At 64.3% G+C, this 17566-nt stretch carries 13 protein-coding genes; 12 read left to right on the top strand and 1 reads right to left on the bottom strand.

The window, feature by feature from the left end; genetic code table 11:
• The first annotated feature begins 229 nt into the window (after positions 1-229).
• Positions 230-3343 (top strand): DEAD/DEAH box helicase, encoded by a 3114-nt coding sequence (locus BM031_RS00065; protein WP_091869379.1) that lies wholly within the window; start codon positions 230-232, stop codon positions 3341-3343.
• Between the two features lie 78 nt (positions 3344-3421).
• Here BM031_RS00065 and BM031_RS00060 read toward each other — a convergent pair whose 3' ends face one another.
• Positions 3422-3670, bottom strand: a complete 249-nt coding sequence (locus BM031_RS00060; RefSeq protein WP_091869376.1) for a DUF3297 family protein — start codon at positions 3668-3670, stop codon at positions 3422-3424.
• Positions 3671-3821: 151 nt separating this feature from the next.
• Here BM031_RS00060 and BM031_RS00055 point away from each other — a divergent pair, with 151 nt between their 5' ends.
• The 11 genes from BM031_RS00055 (at position 3822) to BM031_RS00005 (ending at position 17292) form a co-directional block, all read left to right on the top strand.
• Positions 3822-4916, top strand: coding sequence for a sensor histidine kinase (locus BM031_RS00055; protein ID WP_091869373.1), 1095 nt, complete (start codon positions 3822-3824; stop codon positions 4914-4916).
• An 11-nt stretch (positions 4917-4927) separates the two neighbouring features.
• A complete protein-coding gene (locus BM031_RS00050) occupies positions 4928-5608 on the top strand; it encodes a response regulator transcription factor (RefSeq protein WP_091869370.1) in 681 nt (226 codons plus the stop codon).
• 105 nt (positions 5609-5713) lie between these two features.
• Positions 5714-6424 carry a transposase gene (locus tag BM031_RS00045; protein WP_091869368.1) on the top strand — a complete coding sequence of 237 codons (711 nt, stop codon included), beginning with the start codon at positions 5714-5716 and terminating at the stop codon, positions 6422-6424.
• A 178-nt stretch (positions 6425-6602) separates the two neighbouring features.
• Positions 6603-11324, top strand: coding sequence for a glutamate synthase-related protein (locus BM031_RS00040; protein WP_091869366.1), 4722 nt, complete (start codon positions 6603-6605; stop codon positions 11322-11324).
• Positions 11325-11495: 171 nt separating this feature from the next.
• Positions 11496-12959, top strand: coding sequence for a glutamate synthase subunit beta (locus BM031_RS00035; RefSeq protein ID WP_091869364.1), 1464 nt, complete (start codon positions 11496-11498; stop codon positions 12957-12959).
• 437 nt (positions 12960-13396) lie between these two features.
• A complete protein-coding gene (locus tag BM031_RS00030; protein ID WP_091869361.1) occupies positions 13397-14200 on the top strand; it encodes an ABC transporter ATP-binding protein in 804 nt (267 codons plus the stop codon).
• Positions 14197-14979, top strand: coding sequence for a lipid asymmetry maintenance ABC transporter permease subunit MlaE (gene mlaE, locus BM031_RS00025; protein ID WP_091869358.1), 783 nt, complete (start codon positions 14197-14199; stop codon positions 14977-14979). Before BM031_RS00030 ends, mlaE begins: the two co-directional genes overlap by 4 nt.
• 33 nt (positions 14980-15012) lie before the next feature.
• Positions 15013-15486 carry an outer membrane lipid asymmetry maintenance protein MlaD gene (gene mlaD, locus BM031_RS00020; protein WP_091869355.1) on the top strand — a complete coding sequence of 158 codons (474 nt, stop codon included), beginning with the start codon at positions 15013-15015 and terminating at the stop codon, positions 15484-15486.
• Positions 15483-16313: an MlaA family lipoprotein gene (locus BM031_RS00015; protein WP_091869352.1), complete on the top strand. Its 831-nt coding sequence runs from the start codon at positions 15483-15485 to the stop codon at positions 16311-16313. Before mlaD ends, BM031_RS00015 begins: the two co-directional genes overlap by 4 nt.
• Before the next feature lie 71 nt (positions 16314-16384).
• Entirely contained in the window at positions 16385-17017 is a 633-nt protein-coding gene (locus BM031_RS00010; RefSeq protein WP_091869349.1) for an MlaC/ttg2D family ABC transporter substrate-binding protein, read from the top strand.
• Positions 17018-17034: 17 nt separating this feature from the next.
• Positions 17035-17292: an STAS domain-containing protein gene (locus BM031_RS00005; protein ID WP_229408335.1), complete on the top strand. Its 258-nt coding sequence runs from the start codon at positions 17035-17037 to the stop codon at positions 17290-17292.
• Positions 17293-17566 lie beyond the last annotated feature (274 nt).

Below are 17566 nucleotides of genomic sequence, written 5' to 3'. Positions count from 1 at the left end.
AGGTCAAGCAAACAATCATACGCAAACGTGGCGGATGCGCCAGTCTTGACAGCGTCACGTGATCATGCGAGAACAGTCGGCTGTGCACAACGAATTCACATGCCCGCGCAAGGAAGGCGCAGGCGCGTGGAAGTTTTGCCCGCTACGTGCGATTCCGAACAAAACGGAAGTGCCCGTATGAAGGATAATGGTATTTATTGTCGTTTTTAATACTGACACCACGAGACCCATGCACACAGTCGATGATCACCGCGAGAACGCCAGCGACGCCACACCGGTTGTCCGCGCTCCCGCACGCGCTCCCGCCCTGCCCGCGCCGGTGGTGAGCTGGCTGCAACGGGTCGAAGCGGCGGCGCATCCCCAGCCTAAACTGACCGACGAGGTCGTCGATCCGAAGGCCGTGCAGTACAAGTTTGTCTACGTGATGGCGCCCACCAGCGGCGGCCGCCACGTGGCCATCTGCCTGTGCAAGGCGCGCCTGCGCCCGAACGGCGACGTCGCCGCCGCCAGCCCGGTGAGCGAAGTGTTCTCGCTGCTGTCCGCGCCCCCGGCCTACCTCGAAGGCGAAGACGTCGACCTGGTGCGCTTCTTCATCGCCATGCGCAGCGGCTCCGCGCAGGGCACCAGCGCCACCGAACCCAAAGGCAAGGTCGGCGCGATCCTGCTGCAGATGCTGCTCGAGCAGGGCAAGCTGCTGTGGGCGAACTCGTGGTCCGACATGGCCGGCGGCCTGGTGTATCCGCTGCAGGCCGGCCCGCAGCGCCTTGCCAGCCTGGCCTGGCGCGACGAAGGCCGCGTGGCCAAGCTGGGCTGGTCGGTCGAACCGGCCAAGGGCGCCACCCACAGCGCCGCCGACCAGATCGACTACATGCTGCCGACCGATCCGCCGTGGTACATCGACAACCTGTCGATCGGCCCATTGGAACTCAATCGCGGCGGCATCGACATCTCGCTGGCCGAACTGCAGGCCCTGGTGGCCCAGGCCCCGGCCCTCACCGGCACCGACAAGAAGCGCGTGTCGCAGCTGCTGCTCGCGCACGGCCTGCAGGGCCTGATGCCGCTGCCGCAGCCGCTCACCCAGCGCCTGCGCAACGACGTCAAACCCATCCCGCACCTGCTGCTCGAATCGGTGCAGATGTCGGACGGCGGCGCGCCGCGCTGGCACGACTTCGCCGTGCTGGCCTACGACTACGACGGCCAGCGCGTGTCGTTCGATCCGGCCCAGCGCGTGGTGCGCCAGATCGGCGACGTCACCGAGATCATCGAACGCGACCCGAAAGCCGAAGCCTCGGCGCTCAACAAGCTCAACGAAATCGGCTTCCGCAAGCCGGTGACGGCGCCCTTCAACGCCATGGCAGGCGCACTGGCGCTGGACAGCCAGGCGCACTGGCTGCGCTTCGCCGAAAACGACCTCGATGCGCTGTCCGACGCCGGCTGGCACGTGCAAAAATCGGCCAAGTACCGCTACGACGTGGTGCCGGTCGAAGAGTGGTACGCCCACATCGACGAACCGGCCGAAGCGGGCAATGCCTGGTTCGAACTGGAACTGGGCATCATCGTGGCGCGCCAGCGCGTGCCGCTGCTGCCGGTGCTGGTGCAATTGATCCGCAGCGCCCCGAACGACTTCGACCCGGCCGTGCTGGCCGCGCACGCCGAAGCCGACCAGACCCTGGCCACGCTGCCGGACGGCACCCGCGTGGCGCTGCCGTGGGGGCGCCTCAAGCCCATCCTGGCCACCCTGGGCGAGCTGTACTTCAATGACAAGATCAAGGGCCGCATGCGCCTGTCCACGCTGGACGCGGCGCGCCTGGAGGAACTGGCGCGCGGCCTCGAGCTGCGCTGGAGCGGCGGCGAACGCCTGCGCGAAACCGGCCGCAAGCTGAGCCAGTTCGGCGCGGTGAAGAAAGTCGAGCCGCCAAAAGGCCTGCAAGCCACCCTGCGCGACTACCAGCTGGATGGCCTGTCGTGGATGCAGTTCCTGCGCGAGTACGACCTCGGCGGCATCCTGGCCGACGACATGGGCCTGGGTAAAACCGTGCAAACCATCGCCCACATCCTCACCGAAAAAGAAGCCGGCCGCCTCACCAGCCCGGCCCTCGTCATCGCGCCGACCAGCCTGATGACCAACTGGTGCGAGGAAGCCGCGCGCTTCGCCCCGAGCCTGAAAGTGCTGCTCCTGCAGGGCAAGGAGCGCATGGACCTGTTCGACCAGATCGACGGCGCCGACATCGTCCTCACCACCTACGCGCTGCTGCCGCGCGACGAGGAAAAGCTGCGCGAGCACCACTACCACCTGGTGATCCTCGACGAATCGCACTACATCAAGAACACCCGCTCCAAGGCGGCGCAAACAGCCGGCTCGCTCAACGCGCGCCACCGCCTGTGCCTGTCCGGCACCCCGCTGGAAAACCACCTGGGCGAGCTGTGGTCGCAGTTCCACTTCCTGCTGCCGGGCCTGCTGGGCGACGAAAAAACCTTCAACAGCCAGTTCCGCCACCCGATCGAACGCCAGGACGATCCGGTGCGCCGCATGCTGCTCAATCGCCGCATCAAGCCCTTCCTGCTGCGCCGTACCAAGGACAACGTGGCCAAGGAGCTGCCGGAAAAAACCGAGATGGTGCGCCGCATCGAGCTCTCGGGCCCGCAGCGCGACCTCTACGAAACGGTGCGCCTGGCGATGGACAAGAAGGTGCGCGACGAGATCGACCGCAAGGGCGTGGCGCGCAGCCAGATCGTCATCCTGGAAGCGCTGCTCAAGCTGCGCCAGGTCTGCTGCGACCCGCGCCTGGTAAAAGCCATGCCGGGCAAGAAGAACACCGCGGCGGTGTCGGCCAAGCTGCTCGACCTGATGCAGATGGTCGAAGACCTGCTCGGCGAAGGCCGCAAGATCCTCGTGTTCTCGCAGTTCACCAGCATGCTCGCGCTCATCGAAGAAGAACTCGACGCGCGCGGCATCCGCTACGCGCTGCTCACCGGCGAGACGCGCGACCGTTCAGCCCAGGTGGCCGCCTTCCAGCAGGGCGCGGTGCCGATCTTCCTCATCAGCCTGAAAGCCGGCGGCGTCGGCCTGAACCTCACCGCGGCCGACACCGTGATCCACTACGACCCGTGGTGGAACCCGGCCGCCGAAAACCAGGCCACCGACCGCGCCTGGCGCATCGGGCAGGACAAACCGGTATTCGTCTACAAGCTGATCGCCAAGGGCACACTGGAAGAAAAGATCCAGTTGCTGCAGCAGAAGAAATCGGAGCTGGCGCAGTCGATCCTGTCCGAAGGCGAATCGCAGAAGATGGCGCTGACGCAGGAAGACTTGCAGGCGATCTTCGCACCGCTGGAAGAATAATTGTAATAGTCTGCCGCGTGAACAAAAAAAGGGCGACTGGCATCCACCAGTCGCCCTTCTTTGTTTACGACGTGATTTTTACTTGTAAAACGCCTCGACCTTGCCTTTCAGCTTGATCAGCATCGGCCTGCCCTTGCGGTCGAGCGTCTTGCCGGCGGCGACCTTGATCCAGCCTTCGCTCAGGCAGTACTCTTCGACGTCGGTACGGTCCTTGTCGTTGAAGCGGATGCCGATGTCGTGCTGGAAGACGTCGCGGTTATGGAAAGGGCTGCTCGGATCGATCGAGAGCCGGTCTGGAAGCGGGGGGAGGGTAGCGGTATCGTTCATGGACCGAATTATCCAACAACTGCGCGCGTCGTGGCGCATTTTTCATCTTGCGCGTGCATCGGCACGGTCAGGTGCACCTGTACAGGAAGACAAAACCAACGATATACTGCCTGACAATTTTCATTGCTCCATCGATAACAGAGAGGCTTCGATGACCAGTCCGGACGCACACTTCCGCACCATCGCCGAACTCGCGGGCGACATCGCGTTCAGCATCGACCTCCCTTCCTGCACACTGCGTTACCTGAGTCCCGCCTTCACTGCCCTGCTGGGCCACGAGGCGGGCGCCCTGCAGCAGGCGTTGGCGGGCCAGCACGCGGCGCTCGCGCCGCTGGCGGCGCATCTCGGCGCAAGCATCCACGGCCGCACGCAGGGCGAGCGCGTGGTCCAGGACATCGATGTGCGCAATGCGGACGGCCACCCGGTCGGCCTGCAGGTGATCTCGACCCAGCTCGCCAATGCGGACGGCAGCGCCGCGCTGGTCGGACTGCTGCGCGACCTGTCGCCGCAGCGCGCCCACTTGGTCGAGCAGCGCCGTTTCACGAGCATGCTGAACCACGAATTCCGCACCCCACTGGCCACCATCGACGGCGCCATCCAGCGCCTGGAAGCGACCGCCCACGGCGCCGACGAGCCGACCCGCCAGCGCTACCGCAAGATCGCGGTCGCGGCCGACCGCCTGATCGCCATGCTCGACGAATACCTGTCGCCGGACCGCATGGCGGCCATCGGCAAGCTGCGCCAGGCCAACACGATCGCGCCGCGCGACTTGCTGGCCGCCGGCGTGAAGCAGGTGCGCGAAGCGGGGCGCGAGGCGGCGGTCGACGCGGAAGAACTCAGCGTGGGCCTGCGCGGCGAACCGGAAGGCTTGCGGCTGGCGCTGAAGGTCCTGGTCGACAATGCCCTGCTGTTCTCGCCGGCCGGCACCCGGGTGGCCCTCGGCGCGCGCCGCAGCGGCAGCGGCGTCGAATTCACCGTGCGCGACGAAGGCAGCGGCGTGCCGGAAGAAGACGCCGCCTGCATCTTCGACAAGGGCTACCGTGGCCGCAATGCCGATGGACTGCCCGGCAGCGGGCTCGGTTTATACCTCGCGCGCTCGATCGTCGACGTCCATGGCGGCATGCTGCGCCTGGGTGAAAACCCCGGCGGCGCTGAATTCAGGCTGTGGCTACCCGGCTTGGATATGGGCGGACAACAACAACTTGCCTCATCGGGTTCCAGCAGTGATAATCGGAACGATCATTAACCTGGCCAACCATGACGCAGATCCTGATTGTTGAAGACAATGGCGAATACGCCGACGACATGGCCGAATTCCTGCGGGAGCTCGACCACGACGTCACGATCGCCAAGACCGCGAGCGAGATGTGGGCAGCGCTGACGCGCACGCCGGCAGCGGTCGTCGTGCTCGACCTGGGTCTGCCGGACGAAGACGGTTTCAACGTCATCCCGCGGATGCGCCAGCTGTATCCCGAGATCGGCCTGCTGGTGCTGACCGGCCGCGTCGCTTTCGATCACCGCATCCTGGGCCTGCGCCTGGGCGCCGACCACTACCTGACCAAGCCGATCAAGTTCCCGGAACTGGCCGCCCACATCGAAGCGCTCGATCGCCGCGTGCGTCCCGCCGATCCAGCCCCCGCGCCGAGCAAGTGGACCCTGCGCGTGAGCGCGCGCCAGCTCGAACTGGCCGGCAAGGTGATCGACCTGACCGAAAAGGAGTGCAACTTCCTGCACCTCCTGACCATCAACACCCGCCCGGTCCCGCGCCACGTCATCGTGGCCGGCATGGGCGGCGAAGACCCGGACGCCAGCCGCCGGGTCGACATGCTGGTGTACCGCCTGCGCAAGAAAGCCCGCTCGGGCCTGGGCCAGGACCTGCCGCTGCGCAGCGCCTACGGCGAAGGCTACAGCCTGTCCGCCGGCTTCACCCTTTCCTGATTAATCAGGGACAGGGTCAGGCCGTTTTTCGGCGATCCCCATATTAATTGGGGACAGGGTCAGCCTTCTGGGCTAGAATGCCTGCTCGACCTTTGAGCACTCCCCATGGCACGCCTACCCCGACTGATCATCCCCAAGCAGCCGCACCACATTCTCCAGCGCGGCAACAACCGCCAGCCGATCTTCCGCGAAGACGAGGATTACCAGCGTTTTATCGCCTGGCTGAAGGAGGCGGCGCGCTTCTACCAGGTGGCAATCCACGCCTATGTGCTCATGCCAAGCCACCTGCACGTGCTGGCCACGCCGGCCGACGCCGCGGGCCTGGCGCTGATGATGCAGAAGCTGGGCCGCTTCTACGTCCCCTGGTTCAACAGCAAGTACGAGCGCAGCGGTGGCCTGTTCGAGGGGCGCTTCCGTACCTCGCTCATCGATACCGAGCACTATTTCCTGGCCTGCAGCCGCTATATCGAGCTCGCTCCGCTGCGCGCCAACCTGGTTGCCAGCCCGCTGGACTATCCGTGGTCGAGCTACGCCCACCACGCGGGCGTGCGGAGCGACGGAGTCGTCACCGACCACCTGCTGTACTGGGGATTGGGTAATACGCCATTCCAGCGTGAGGCGGCGTATACGGACCTGGTTATGCAGGGCATTGCCCAGGATGAAGTGGATTTCATCAGTAATGCGGTCCTGAAGAACCAGCCACTCGGTTCGGATGCCTTCAAGGCCGAGCTGGAACGCAAGACCAGCCGCCAGATCCTGCCGGCCAAGCGTGGACGGCCGTTCAGGGCGCCGATCCCCCCTTTGACGGACGCATAGCGCGGGGGCGATCTCATCAAGGGCTCGCGCGCCGCCCGATTTTACTCTGTCCCTAATTAAATCTCGTTCGGAAAAGTTATCAAACAATTCGACTCCGACCCTCATTATTCTTGTTGCCGTTTGTGTTGCATTGCACTATTCTCGATTTTCGACCCGAAATAGCTGTGGAGATTGCCTCATGATTGCCCAAGGTTTGTACGACCCCGCCAATGAACACGATGCCTGTGGTGTCGGTTTCATCGCCCATATCAAGGGCAACAAGAGCCACTCGATCATCGAGCAGGGCCTGCAGATCCTGAAGAACCTGGACCACCGCGGCGCGGTGGGGGCCGATGCCCTGATGGGCGACGGCGCCGGCATCCTGATCCAGATCCCCGACCAGTACTTCCGCGACGAGATGGCCAGGCAGGGTGTCGAGCTGCCGCCGCCCGGCGAATACGGCGTCGGCATGGTGTTCCTGCCGAAGGAGCACGCCTCGCGCATCGCCTGCGAGCAGGAAATCGAACGCGCCGTGCGCATCGAAGGCCAGGTCGTGCTGGGCTGGCGCAACGTGCCGGTCGACGAGACCATGCCGATGTCGCCCTTCGTGAAAGCCAAGGAGCCGGTGATCCGCCAGATCTTCATCGGCCGCGGCCCGGACATCATGGTCACCGACGCGCTGGAACGTAAGCTCTACGTTATCCGCAAGTCGTCCGGCCACGCGATCCAGGCCCTGAAACTCCTGCACGGCAAGGAGTTCTTCGTGCCGTCGATGTCGGCCCGTACCATCGTCTATAAAGGCCTGCTGCTGGCCGACCAGGTGGGCGTGTACTACCGCGACCTGCAGGACCCGCGCTGCATCTCGGCCCTGAGCCTCGTGCACCAGCGCTTCTCGACCAACACCTTCCCGGAATGGCCGCTGGCCCACCCCTACCGCCTGATCGCGCACAACGGCGAGATCAACACCGTCAAGGGCAACTTCAACTGGACCCGCGCGCGCGAAGGCGTGCTGAAATCGGCCGTGCTGGGCGAGGACCTGGGCAAGCTCTTCCCGCTGATCTACGAAGGCCAGTCCGACACCGCCTGCTTCGACAACGCCCTCGAGCTGCTGGTCATGGCCGGCTACCCGATCGCCCAGGCGATGATGATGATGATCCCGGAAGCCTGGGAGAACCACACCTCGATGGACGACAACCGCCGCGCCTTCTACGAATACCACGCCGCGATGATGGAACCCTGGGACGGCCCGGCCGCCATGGCCTTCACCGACGGCCGCCACATCGGCGGCACGCTCGACCGCAACGGCCTGCGCCCGGCGCGCTATGTCATCACCGAGGACGACCTGGTGGTCATGGCCTCCGAATCGGGCGTGCTGCCGATTCCAGAATCGCGCATCGTCAAGAAGTGGCGCCTCCAGCCGGGCAAGATGTTCCTGATCGACCTGGAAGCCGGTCGCATCATCGACGACAAGGAACTGAAAGACACCTACTCGAACGCCAAGCCCTATAAGGCCTGGATCAAGTCGGTGCGCATCAAGCTCAATGAAATCAAGCTGTCGGAAAGCCAGCTGGCCCAGCACCGCAACAAGGACATCCCGGCACAGGGCGAGAAGAGCGCCATTTCCCTGCTCGACCGCCAGCAGGCCTTCGGCTACACCCAGGAAGACCTGAAGTTCCTGATGGCCCCGATGGCCGTGCTGGGCGAAGAGGCCACCGGCTCGATGGGCAACGACTCGCCGCTGGCGGTGATGTCGAACAAGCTCAAGCCGCTGTACCACTACTTCAAGCAGCTGTTCGCCCAGGTCACCAATCCGCCGATCGACCCGATCCGCGAAAGCATGGTGATGTCGCTGGTGTCCTTCATCGGCCCCAAGCCGAACCTGCTCGACACCAACAACGTCAACCCGCCGATGCGCCTGGAAGTCTCGCAGCCGGTGCTGGGCTTCGACGACATGGCGCGCCTGCGCTCGATCAGCCAGCACACCGGCGGCAAGTTCAAGTCGTATGAGCTGAACATCTGCTATCCGGTCGCCTGGGGCAAGGAAGGCATCGAAGCCTCGCTCGCTTCGCTGTGCGCGGAAGCGGTCGATGCGGTCAAGTCCGGCCACAACATCCTGGTCATCTCGGACCGCAACCTCTCCAGCGAACAGGTCGCGATTCCCGCGCTGCTCGCCACCTCCACCATCCACCAGCACCTGGTGGGCCGCGGCCTGCGCGCCTCCACCGGCCTGGTGGTGGAAACCGGTTCGGCCCGCGAGACCCACCACTTCGCGCTGCTGGCCGGCTACGGCGCCGAAGCCGTGCACCCTTACCTGGCGCTGGAAACCCTGGCCGAACTCGCGCACAGCCTGCCGCACGAGATGGACGTCGACAAGGCCTGCTATAACTACACCAAGGCCATCGGCAAGGGCCTGATGAAGGTGATGTCGAAGATGGGCATCTCCACCTACATGTCCTACTGCGGCGCGCAGATCTTCGAAGCCGTGGGCCTGAACAAGTCGCTGGTCGACAAGTACTTCCGCGGCACCTCGTCCACCGTCGAGGGCATCGGCCTGTTCGAAGTGGCCGAAGAAGCGCTGCGCCTGCACGCACTGGCCTTTGGCGCCGACCCGGTGCTGGCGCATGCCCTGGATACCGGCGGCGAATACGCCTTCCGCGTGCGCGGCGAAGACCACCTGTGGACTCCGGACGCCATCGCCAAGCTGCAGCACTCGACCCGTTCGAACAACTTCAGCACCTACAAGGAATACGCGCAGCTGATCAACGACCAGACCCGCCGCCACCTGACCTTGCGCGGCCTGTTCGAGTTCCGGATCGACCCATCCAAGGCGATCCCGCTGGACGAAGTCGAGCCAGCGAAAGAGATCGTCAAGCGCTTCGCCACCGGCGCCATGTCGCTCGGCTCGATCAGCACCGAAGCCCACGCGACGCTCGCCATTGCCATGAACCGGATCGGCGGCAAGAGCAATACCGGCGAAGGCGGCGAGGACCCGGCGCGCTACATGGGCGAATTCAAGGGCATCAAGATCGCCAAGGGCGAAACCCTGGCCTCGATCCTGGGCACCGACCGCGTGGCGGTGGATATCCCGCTGGAAGACGGCGACTCGCTGCGCTCGAAGATCAAGCAGGTGGCGTCGGGGCGTTTCGGCGTCACTGCCGAATACCTGGCCTCGGCCGACCAGATCCAGATCAAGATGGCGCAAGGCGCCAAGCCGGGCGAGGGCGGCCAGCTGCCGGGCCACAAGGTGTCCGAGTACATCGCGTCCTTGCGCTTCTCGGTGCCGGGCGTGGGCCTGATCTCGCCGCCGCCGCACCACGACATCTATTCGATCGAAGACCTGGCGCAGCTGATCCACGACCTGAAGAACGCCAACCCGAACGCCTCGATCTCGGTGAAGCTGGTGTCGGAAGTGGGTATCGGCACCGTCGCTGCGGGCGTGGCCAAGGCCAAGGCCGACCACATCGTGGTCGCCGGCCATGACGGCGGTACCGGCGCCTCGCCGCTGTCCTCGGTCAAGCACGCCGGCACCCCGTGGGAGCTGGGCCTGGCAGAGACCCAGCAAACCCTGGTGCTCAACGGCTTGCGCAGCCGCATCCGCCTGCAGGCCGACGGCCAGATGCGCACCGGCCGCGACGTGGTGGTGGCCGCCATGCTGGGCGCCGACGAAATCGGCTTCGCCACCGCGCCGCTGGTGGTCGAAGGCTGCATCATGATGCGCAAGTGCCACCTCAATACCTGCCCGGTGGGCGTGGCCACGCAAGACCCGGTCCTGCGCGCCAAGTTCCAGGGCAAACCAGAGCACGTGGTGAACTATTTCTTCTTCGTGGCCGAAGAAGCGCGCCAGCTGATGGCCCAACTGGGCATCCGCAGCTACGACGAACTGATCGGCCGCGCCGACCTGCTCGACAAATCGAAGGCGGTCGGGCACTGGAAGGCGCAGGGACTGGACTTCAGCAACATCTTCTACCAACCGAAGGTCGATTCGCGCCGCGCGCTGTTCCACACCGACGCGCAGGACCACGGCCTGGACAAGGCGCTGGACCACAAGCTGATCGCCCAGGCCAAAGCGGCGCTGGAAAAGGGCGAGCGGGTGTCCTTCATCTCGCCGGTGAAGAACCTGAACCGCACCGTCGGCACCATGCTGTCGGGCGAAGTGGCCAAGCGCTACGGCCACGCCGGCCTGCCGGACGACACCATCCACATCCAGCTGCAGGGCACCGCGGGCCAGTCGGCCGCTGCCTTCCTGGCGGCCGGCATCACGGTCGACCTGGTCGGCGAAGGCAACGACTACGTCGGCAAGGGCCTGTCGGGCGGCCGCATCATCGTGCGCCCGAACACCGAGTTCCGCGGCTGGGCGGTGGACAACATCATCGTCGGGAACACCGTGCTGTATGGCGCGATCGCCGGCGAAGCCTTCTTCAATGGCGTGGCGGGCGAGCGTTTCGCCGTGCGCAACTCGGGCGCCATCGCGGTGGTCGAGGGCTGCGGCGACCACGGTTGCGAATACATGACCGGCGGGACCGTGGTGGTGCTGGGCGAGACCGGCCGCAACTTCGCCGCGGGCATGTCGGGCGGCGTCGCCTTCGTGTATGACCCGAAGGGCGAGTTCGAGGGCAAGTGCAATACCTCGATGGTGAACCTGGAGCCGGTGCTGGCCACCAAGCAGCAGGGTGACAAGTCCGGCTGGCACAGCCAGACCCGCAACGGCGAGCGCGAGTCGGATGAAACCATCCTGCGCCGCCTGATCGAGCGCCACTTCAAGCACACGGGTTCTACCCGCGCGCGCAACCTGCTCGACGACTGGGCCAACAGCCGCACCAAGTTCGTGAAGGTCTTCCCGACCGACTACAAACGGGCGCTCGAGGAGATGCACAACTCGAGCATGGAAGAGGCGAACGACAAGATCGAGCTGGCCGCTTAAGCAACGCACTCAAACAACGTCGTTCCCGCGCAGGCGGGAACCCAATTTTGCAAGCGCAGACGTAATGCGACGAACTTGGGTTCCGGCCTTCGCCGGAACGACGTGGTGGTGGATGGAATGAAGATAGTGGCAGGGCAGGCACCGCCACTGGAACGACAAAAGGAAAACAACGTGGGCAAAATTACCGGTTTCATGGAATTCGAACGGCAGGAAGAGGGTCACCTTGAGCCCGCTGATCGCGTCAAGAACTACAAGGAATTCGTGCTGACCCTGAGCGATGGCCAGGCCAAGGTGCAGGGCGCGCGCTGCATGGATTGCGGCATCCCGTTCTGTAACACGGGCTGCCCGGTCAACAACATGATCCCGGACTGGAACGACCTGGTTTACCACGGCAACTACCGTGCGGCCGTCGAGAACCTGCATTCGACTAACAACTTCCCCGAGTTCACCGGCCGCATCTGCCCGGCGCCCTGCGAATCTGCCTGCACGCTCGGCATCAACGACGACCCGGTCGGCATCAAGTCGATCGAGCGCAAGATCTCCGATGCGGGCTGGGAGCACGGCTGGATCGTGCCGGAACCGGCAGCCATCAAAACGGGCAAGAAGGTCGCCGTGGTCGGTTCCGGCCCGGCCGGCCTGGCCGCCGCCCAGCAGCTGGCGCGCGCCGGCCATGCCGTCACCGTGTTCGAGAAGAGCGACCGCATCGGCGGCCTGCTGCGCTACGGGATCCCCGACTTCAAGATGGAGAAGGGCCTGATCGACCGCCGCGTCGAGCAGATGCAGGCGGAAGGCGTGATCTTCCGGACTGGCGTCCTGATCGGCAAGGACTTCCCGGCGACCGTCAGCAATATGGCGCGCGACACCATCTTCCCGGAAGACCTGGAGAAGGAATTCGACGCCGTGGTGCTGGCCGGCGGCGCCGAGCAGCCGCGCGACCTGCCGGTGCCGGGGCGCGAGCTGAAAGGCGTGCACTTCGCAATGGACTTCCTGCCGCAGCAGAACCGGGTGAACGCCGGCGACAAGCTCAAGGACCAGATCAAGGCCACCGGCAAGCATGTGGTCGTGATCGGCGGCGGCGATACGGGGTCGGACTGCGTGGGCACCTCGAACCGCCACGGCGCCGCCTCCGTGACCCAGTTCGAACTGATGCCGCAGCCGCCGGAGCTGGAAAACAAGCCGCTGGTCTGGCCTTACTGGCCGACCCGCCTGCGCACCTCGTCCTCGCACGAGGAAGGCTGCGAGCGCGACTGGGCGGTGGCGACCAAGCGCCTGGAAGGCAAGGGCGGCAAGGTTGAACGCCTGATCGCCTGCCGCGTCGAGTGGAAGGACGGCAAGATGGTCGAGGTGGCGAACTCGGAGTTCGAACTCAAGGCCGACCTGGTGTTCCTGGCGATGGGCTTCGTGTCGCCGGTGCAGAATGTGCTGGACGCGTTCGGCGTGCAGAAGGATGCCCGCGGCAACGCGCGCGCCAGCACCGAGGGCGACAAGTCCTACCAGACCTCATCGAGCAAGGTGTTCGCGGCCGGCGACATGCGCCGCGGCCAGTCGCTGGTGGTGTGGGCGATCCGCGAAGGGCGCCAGTGCGCCCGTGCGGTGGATGAGTTCCTGATGGGCAGTTCGGTGCTGCCGCGCTGAATCGCGGCATCTGGGAAAAAGGCGGCCTTGGCCGCCTTTTCTTATTCTTGGGCAATGTGCTGTGGTCATGAACCAACAGCGACCCGCGAATTGTGACTTACAAACACACTTATGTGCGCGTCCGCACGGGTGTTTTCGGGTCAACGTCCTTAGGCTAGACAGTATTGCAGCGCATCACGTCATGAGGCTGACAGCGGCTTAACCAAAAATTACCGGTTTCGTTGCTCGATGGAATTTATTGATAAAATTCAATTAAATGCAATATTGATTGATATGCATATCTGTTTAAAAACAAAAGCTTAGCCGTGGAAATATCTGACTTCTCGGTTAGTTTTGTTGTAATAGTACGTCGAAGAGCGGCCCGAAAATGGGGCGCCTCAAGCGGGGGTTAAGCTTTCTGCACTACAATAACGGATTACCCAAATACTAATTACCCTGTGTCGAACCTAGTCGAAATCCGCGATCTGCACTTTGCCTATGGGGATCGTTCCATCCTGTCGAACCTCCGCATGGATTTCCCACGCGGTAAGCTCGTGGCCGTCATGGGCGGCTCGGGCTGCGGCAAGACCACGGTCCTGAAGCTGATCGGCGGCCAGATCCGCCCCCAGCGCGGCGAAGTGCGCGTGGGCGGCGAAGTCGTGCACCAGCTCGACACCGACGGCCTGTACCGCCTGCGCCGCCGCATGGGCATGCTGTTCCAGTTCGGCGCCCTGTTCACCGACCTGTCGGTGTTCGACAACGTCGCCTTCCCGCTGCGCGAGCACACCGACCTGCCGGAAGAACTGATTCGCGACCTGGTGCTCCTGAAACTCAACGCCGTCGGCCTGCGCAATGCGCACCGCCTGAAACCGGCCGAGATCTCGGGCGGCATGGCGCGCCGCGTGGCCGTGGCCCGCGCCGTGGCGCTCGACCCCGAACTCATCATGTACGACGAGCCCTTCGCGGGCCTCGATCCGATCTCGATGGGCGTCACCGCCAACCTGATCCGCAACCTGAACGACGCGCTCGGCTCGACCTCCATCCTGGTCTCGCACGACGTGCACGAGTGCTTCGCGATTGCCGACTACGTGTACTTCATGTCGGCAGGCAAGATCGTCGCCGAAGGCACGCCGTCGGACCTGCGCGTGTCGGAAGACCCGTACGTGCAGCAGTTCGTCAACGCCGCGCCGGACGGACCGGTGCCCTTCCATTACCCGGGCAAGTCACTGGCCGACGACCTGGGCCTGGGAGTGCGCAAATGATTGCAAATGTCCTCGGCACCATCGGCCGCACCGTGCGCGAAGCCATTGCCAGTGTCGGCTTCGCCACCCGCGCCTTCTTCAACCTGCTGGGCGTCTCGCCCGGCGCCTTCCGGCGTCCGGCTCTCATTTCAGAGCAAGTCCACTTCATCGGCAATTATTCGCTGGTGATCATCATCGTCTCCGGCCTGTTCGTCGGCATGGTGCTGGGCCTGCAGGGGTATTACACATTGCAGGCCTACGGCGCCGAACAGGCGCTGGGCCAGGTGGTGGCGCTGGCGCTGGTGCGCGAGCTGGGCCCGGTGGTGACCGCGCTGCTGTTCGCCGGCCGCGCCGGCACCTCGCTGACCGCGCAGATCGGCCTCATGAAAGCCGGCGAGCAGCTGTCGGCCATGGAAATGATGGCGATTAACCCGGTCCAGCGCGTGCTGGCGCCGCGCTTCTGGGGCGGCGTCATTGCGATGCCGATCCTGGCCACCGTGTTCTCGGCCGTTGGCGTGTTCGGCGGCTACGTGGTCGGCGTCCAGCTGATCGGCGTGGACGAGGGCGCGTTCTGGTCGCAGATGCAGGCCGGCGTCGATGTGCGCGCTGACGTACTGAACGGTGTAATCAAAAGCTTTATCTTCGGCGTGGCGGTCACGTTCACGGCGCTGTTCCAGGGTTACCAGACCAAGCCGACCCCGGAAGACGTGTCGCGCGCTACCACGCGCACCGTCGTCATCGCGTCGCTGATGGTCTGGGGCCTGGACTTCATCATGACCGCCTTGATGTTCAATAAATAAATCAAAGTAATCAAGTTCCATTAGGGTATTCGTATGCACCGCAAAACTATCGACGTCTGGGTTGGCCTGTTTGTCCTGCTGGGCCTGGTCTCTCTGCTGTTCCTGGCCCTCAAGGTCGGCAACATGAGCACGCTTTCGTTCAGCAAGACCTACGCCGTGACCGGCAAGTTCGACAATATCGGCGGCCTCAAGCCGCAGGCACCGGTGAAAAGCGCCGGCGTGGTGGTTGGCCGCGTGGGTGACATCACCTTCGACGACAAGACCTACCAGGCGCTCGTGCGCCTCGATATGGAGCCAGGATATAAATTCCCTAAAGACAGTTCGTTAAAGATCCTGACCGCCGGCTTGCTGGGCGAGCAGTACATCGGTATCGAACCGGGTGGCGACACCAATAACCTGGTCGACGGCGACCGCATCGCCCGTACCCAATCGGCGACGGTGCTGGAAGACTTGATCAATCAATTTATCTATAGTAAGGCCGCTGAAGGAAAGGAAGGTAGTGAATGACACACGCACCACTCGCTGTCCCCGGCCGTATCCATGGACTCGCAGCAATCGCTGCAGTCCTGCTGCTGACCGGCTGCGCCACGACGCAGAATCCGCAGGATCCGCTCGAGAAGTACAACCGCGCTGTTTTCAGCTTTAACGATGCGGTCGACCGCACCGTCCTGAAACCGACCGCCACCGCCTACAAGAAGACGGTGCCGAGCTTCGCGCAAACTGGCGTGAACAATTTCTTCGGCAATTTGTCTGACGCCTGGAGCGCCGTGAATAACCTGCTGCAGGGCAAGGGCCAGGCCGGCATGGGCGATATGACCCGTTTTGCCTTCAACTCGACCTTCGGCATCCTGGGCCTGCTCGACATCGCGTCGGAAGCCGGCATCCCGAAGCACAACGAAGATTTCGGCCAGACCCTGGGCGTGTGGGGCGTTCCAAGCGGACCCTACTTGATGTTGCCACTGTTGGGCCCATCTACGGTGCGTGACACCGCAGCCTTGCCGGCCGATATGGCCGGCGACATCTGGGGCTACAAGGAACCAGTGAACTGGCGCAACATCGGCAAGGCCGTGAACATCGTCGACAAGCGCGCCACCCTGCTGGACGCCTCGAACCTGCTGGAAGAAGCGGCGCTGGACCGCTACGAGTTCATCCGTGACGGCTATATGCAGCGCCGCCAGAGCCAGGTGTACGACGGCAACGCGCCGCGCCAGGGCGACGACGCCGAGGCCGCGACCAGCAATGCCGAGCCAGGCGCCGATCCGGCCGGCAAGGCAGCTGCCGCGCCGGCAGGCTCACAAATGCTTACACAACCGGTGTCATCCGAGAAGAAGTAAGAAGAGTTAACCATGGACATGCCGCGCCGGCACCCGCTCGGCGCGGCCTCCATCGATAAGGGAAACGACACATGAAACCAGTCATTCAACTGATCGCAGCAGCCAGCGCCACCTTCGCCTTCGCCACCGCCGCCATTGCCGCGGAAGCCCCGGACGCACTGGTCAAGCGCATCAGCGCCGAAGTCATCGACACCGTCAAGGCCGACAAGGACATCCAGTCCGGCAACCGCAGCAAGATCATGGACCTCGTCAATTCCAAGATCCTGCCGCACGTCGACGCCGACAAGATGACCGCGCAGGCGGCCGGCCGCTTCTGGCGCCAGGCCACCCCGGAACAGCAGAAGCAGCTGTCGCAGGAATTCAAGACCCTGCTGGTCTACACCTATTCCGGCGCGCTCACCCAGATCAAGAACGAAACCGTCGAGTTCAAGCCGATGCGCGCCGAAGCCGGCGCCACCGACGTCGAGGTGCGTTCGCAGGTGAACGTCGCGCGCGGCGAGCCGATCACCCTGAACTACCGCCTGGCCAACGGCCCACAGGGCTGGAAGATCTACGACATCAACGTGCTGGGCGCGTGGCTGGTCGAGACCTACAAGGGCACCTTCACCAGCGAGATCAACAAGGGCGGCATCGATGGCCTGATCAAGAAGCTGGCCGAGCGTAACCAGCAGCTGGCAGCCAAGCCGCTGAAGGCGCCGAAGTAATGGCCGAGGCAAATCCCATGCTCTCGCTCGACGCCCTCACCTTCGGCAGCGCCAAAAGCGCGCTGGAGCAGGGCTGCGCGGCGATCGCCGCGGGCGAGACCGTGTTCGACCTGGGCGGCGTCAGCACGGCCGACTCGTCGGGCGTGGCGGTGATGCTGGGCTGGCAGCGCCTGGCGCTCAAGGCCGGCCAGCGCCTGGACTTCATCAACGTTCCCGAGAACGTCCAGAAGCTCGCCGCGCTGTACGGCGTGGACCAGCTGCTGCCGCAGTCGTAATACCGCGGGGGTGGCGGCAGCGCCGCCACCTTGCACACCACGGCATCGCGCCGTGCGCTTTCCCCTCCCGCAGCAATTTCTCCACCGGCCTCTTGTATTTGCGATTTCCGTTCCTCCAAACTTGCGCAAAGCTAGCCATTGCTGCTTAAAGCTGCCTGCTGTTGGATTCCTGCTTCATCGGGGCCGGTTTCACCCTGCGCTCACGCGCAGGGCCAGCGCCTTCCCCTCCACAGGCCGCTACGGTCGAACTGACCGCCACCTTCTTCAAATTGAT

This window comes from Massilia yuzhufengensis (genome assembly GCF_900112225.1).
GTDB classification, from domain to species: domain Bacteria; phylum Pseudomonadota; class Gammaproteobacteria; order Burkholderiales; family Burkholderiaceae_D; genus Telluria; species Telluria yuzhufengensis.
Note: the sequence above shows the minus strand (reverse complement) of the source record. Positions and strands in the feature narration are given on the sequence as shown.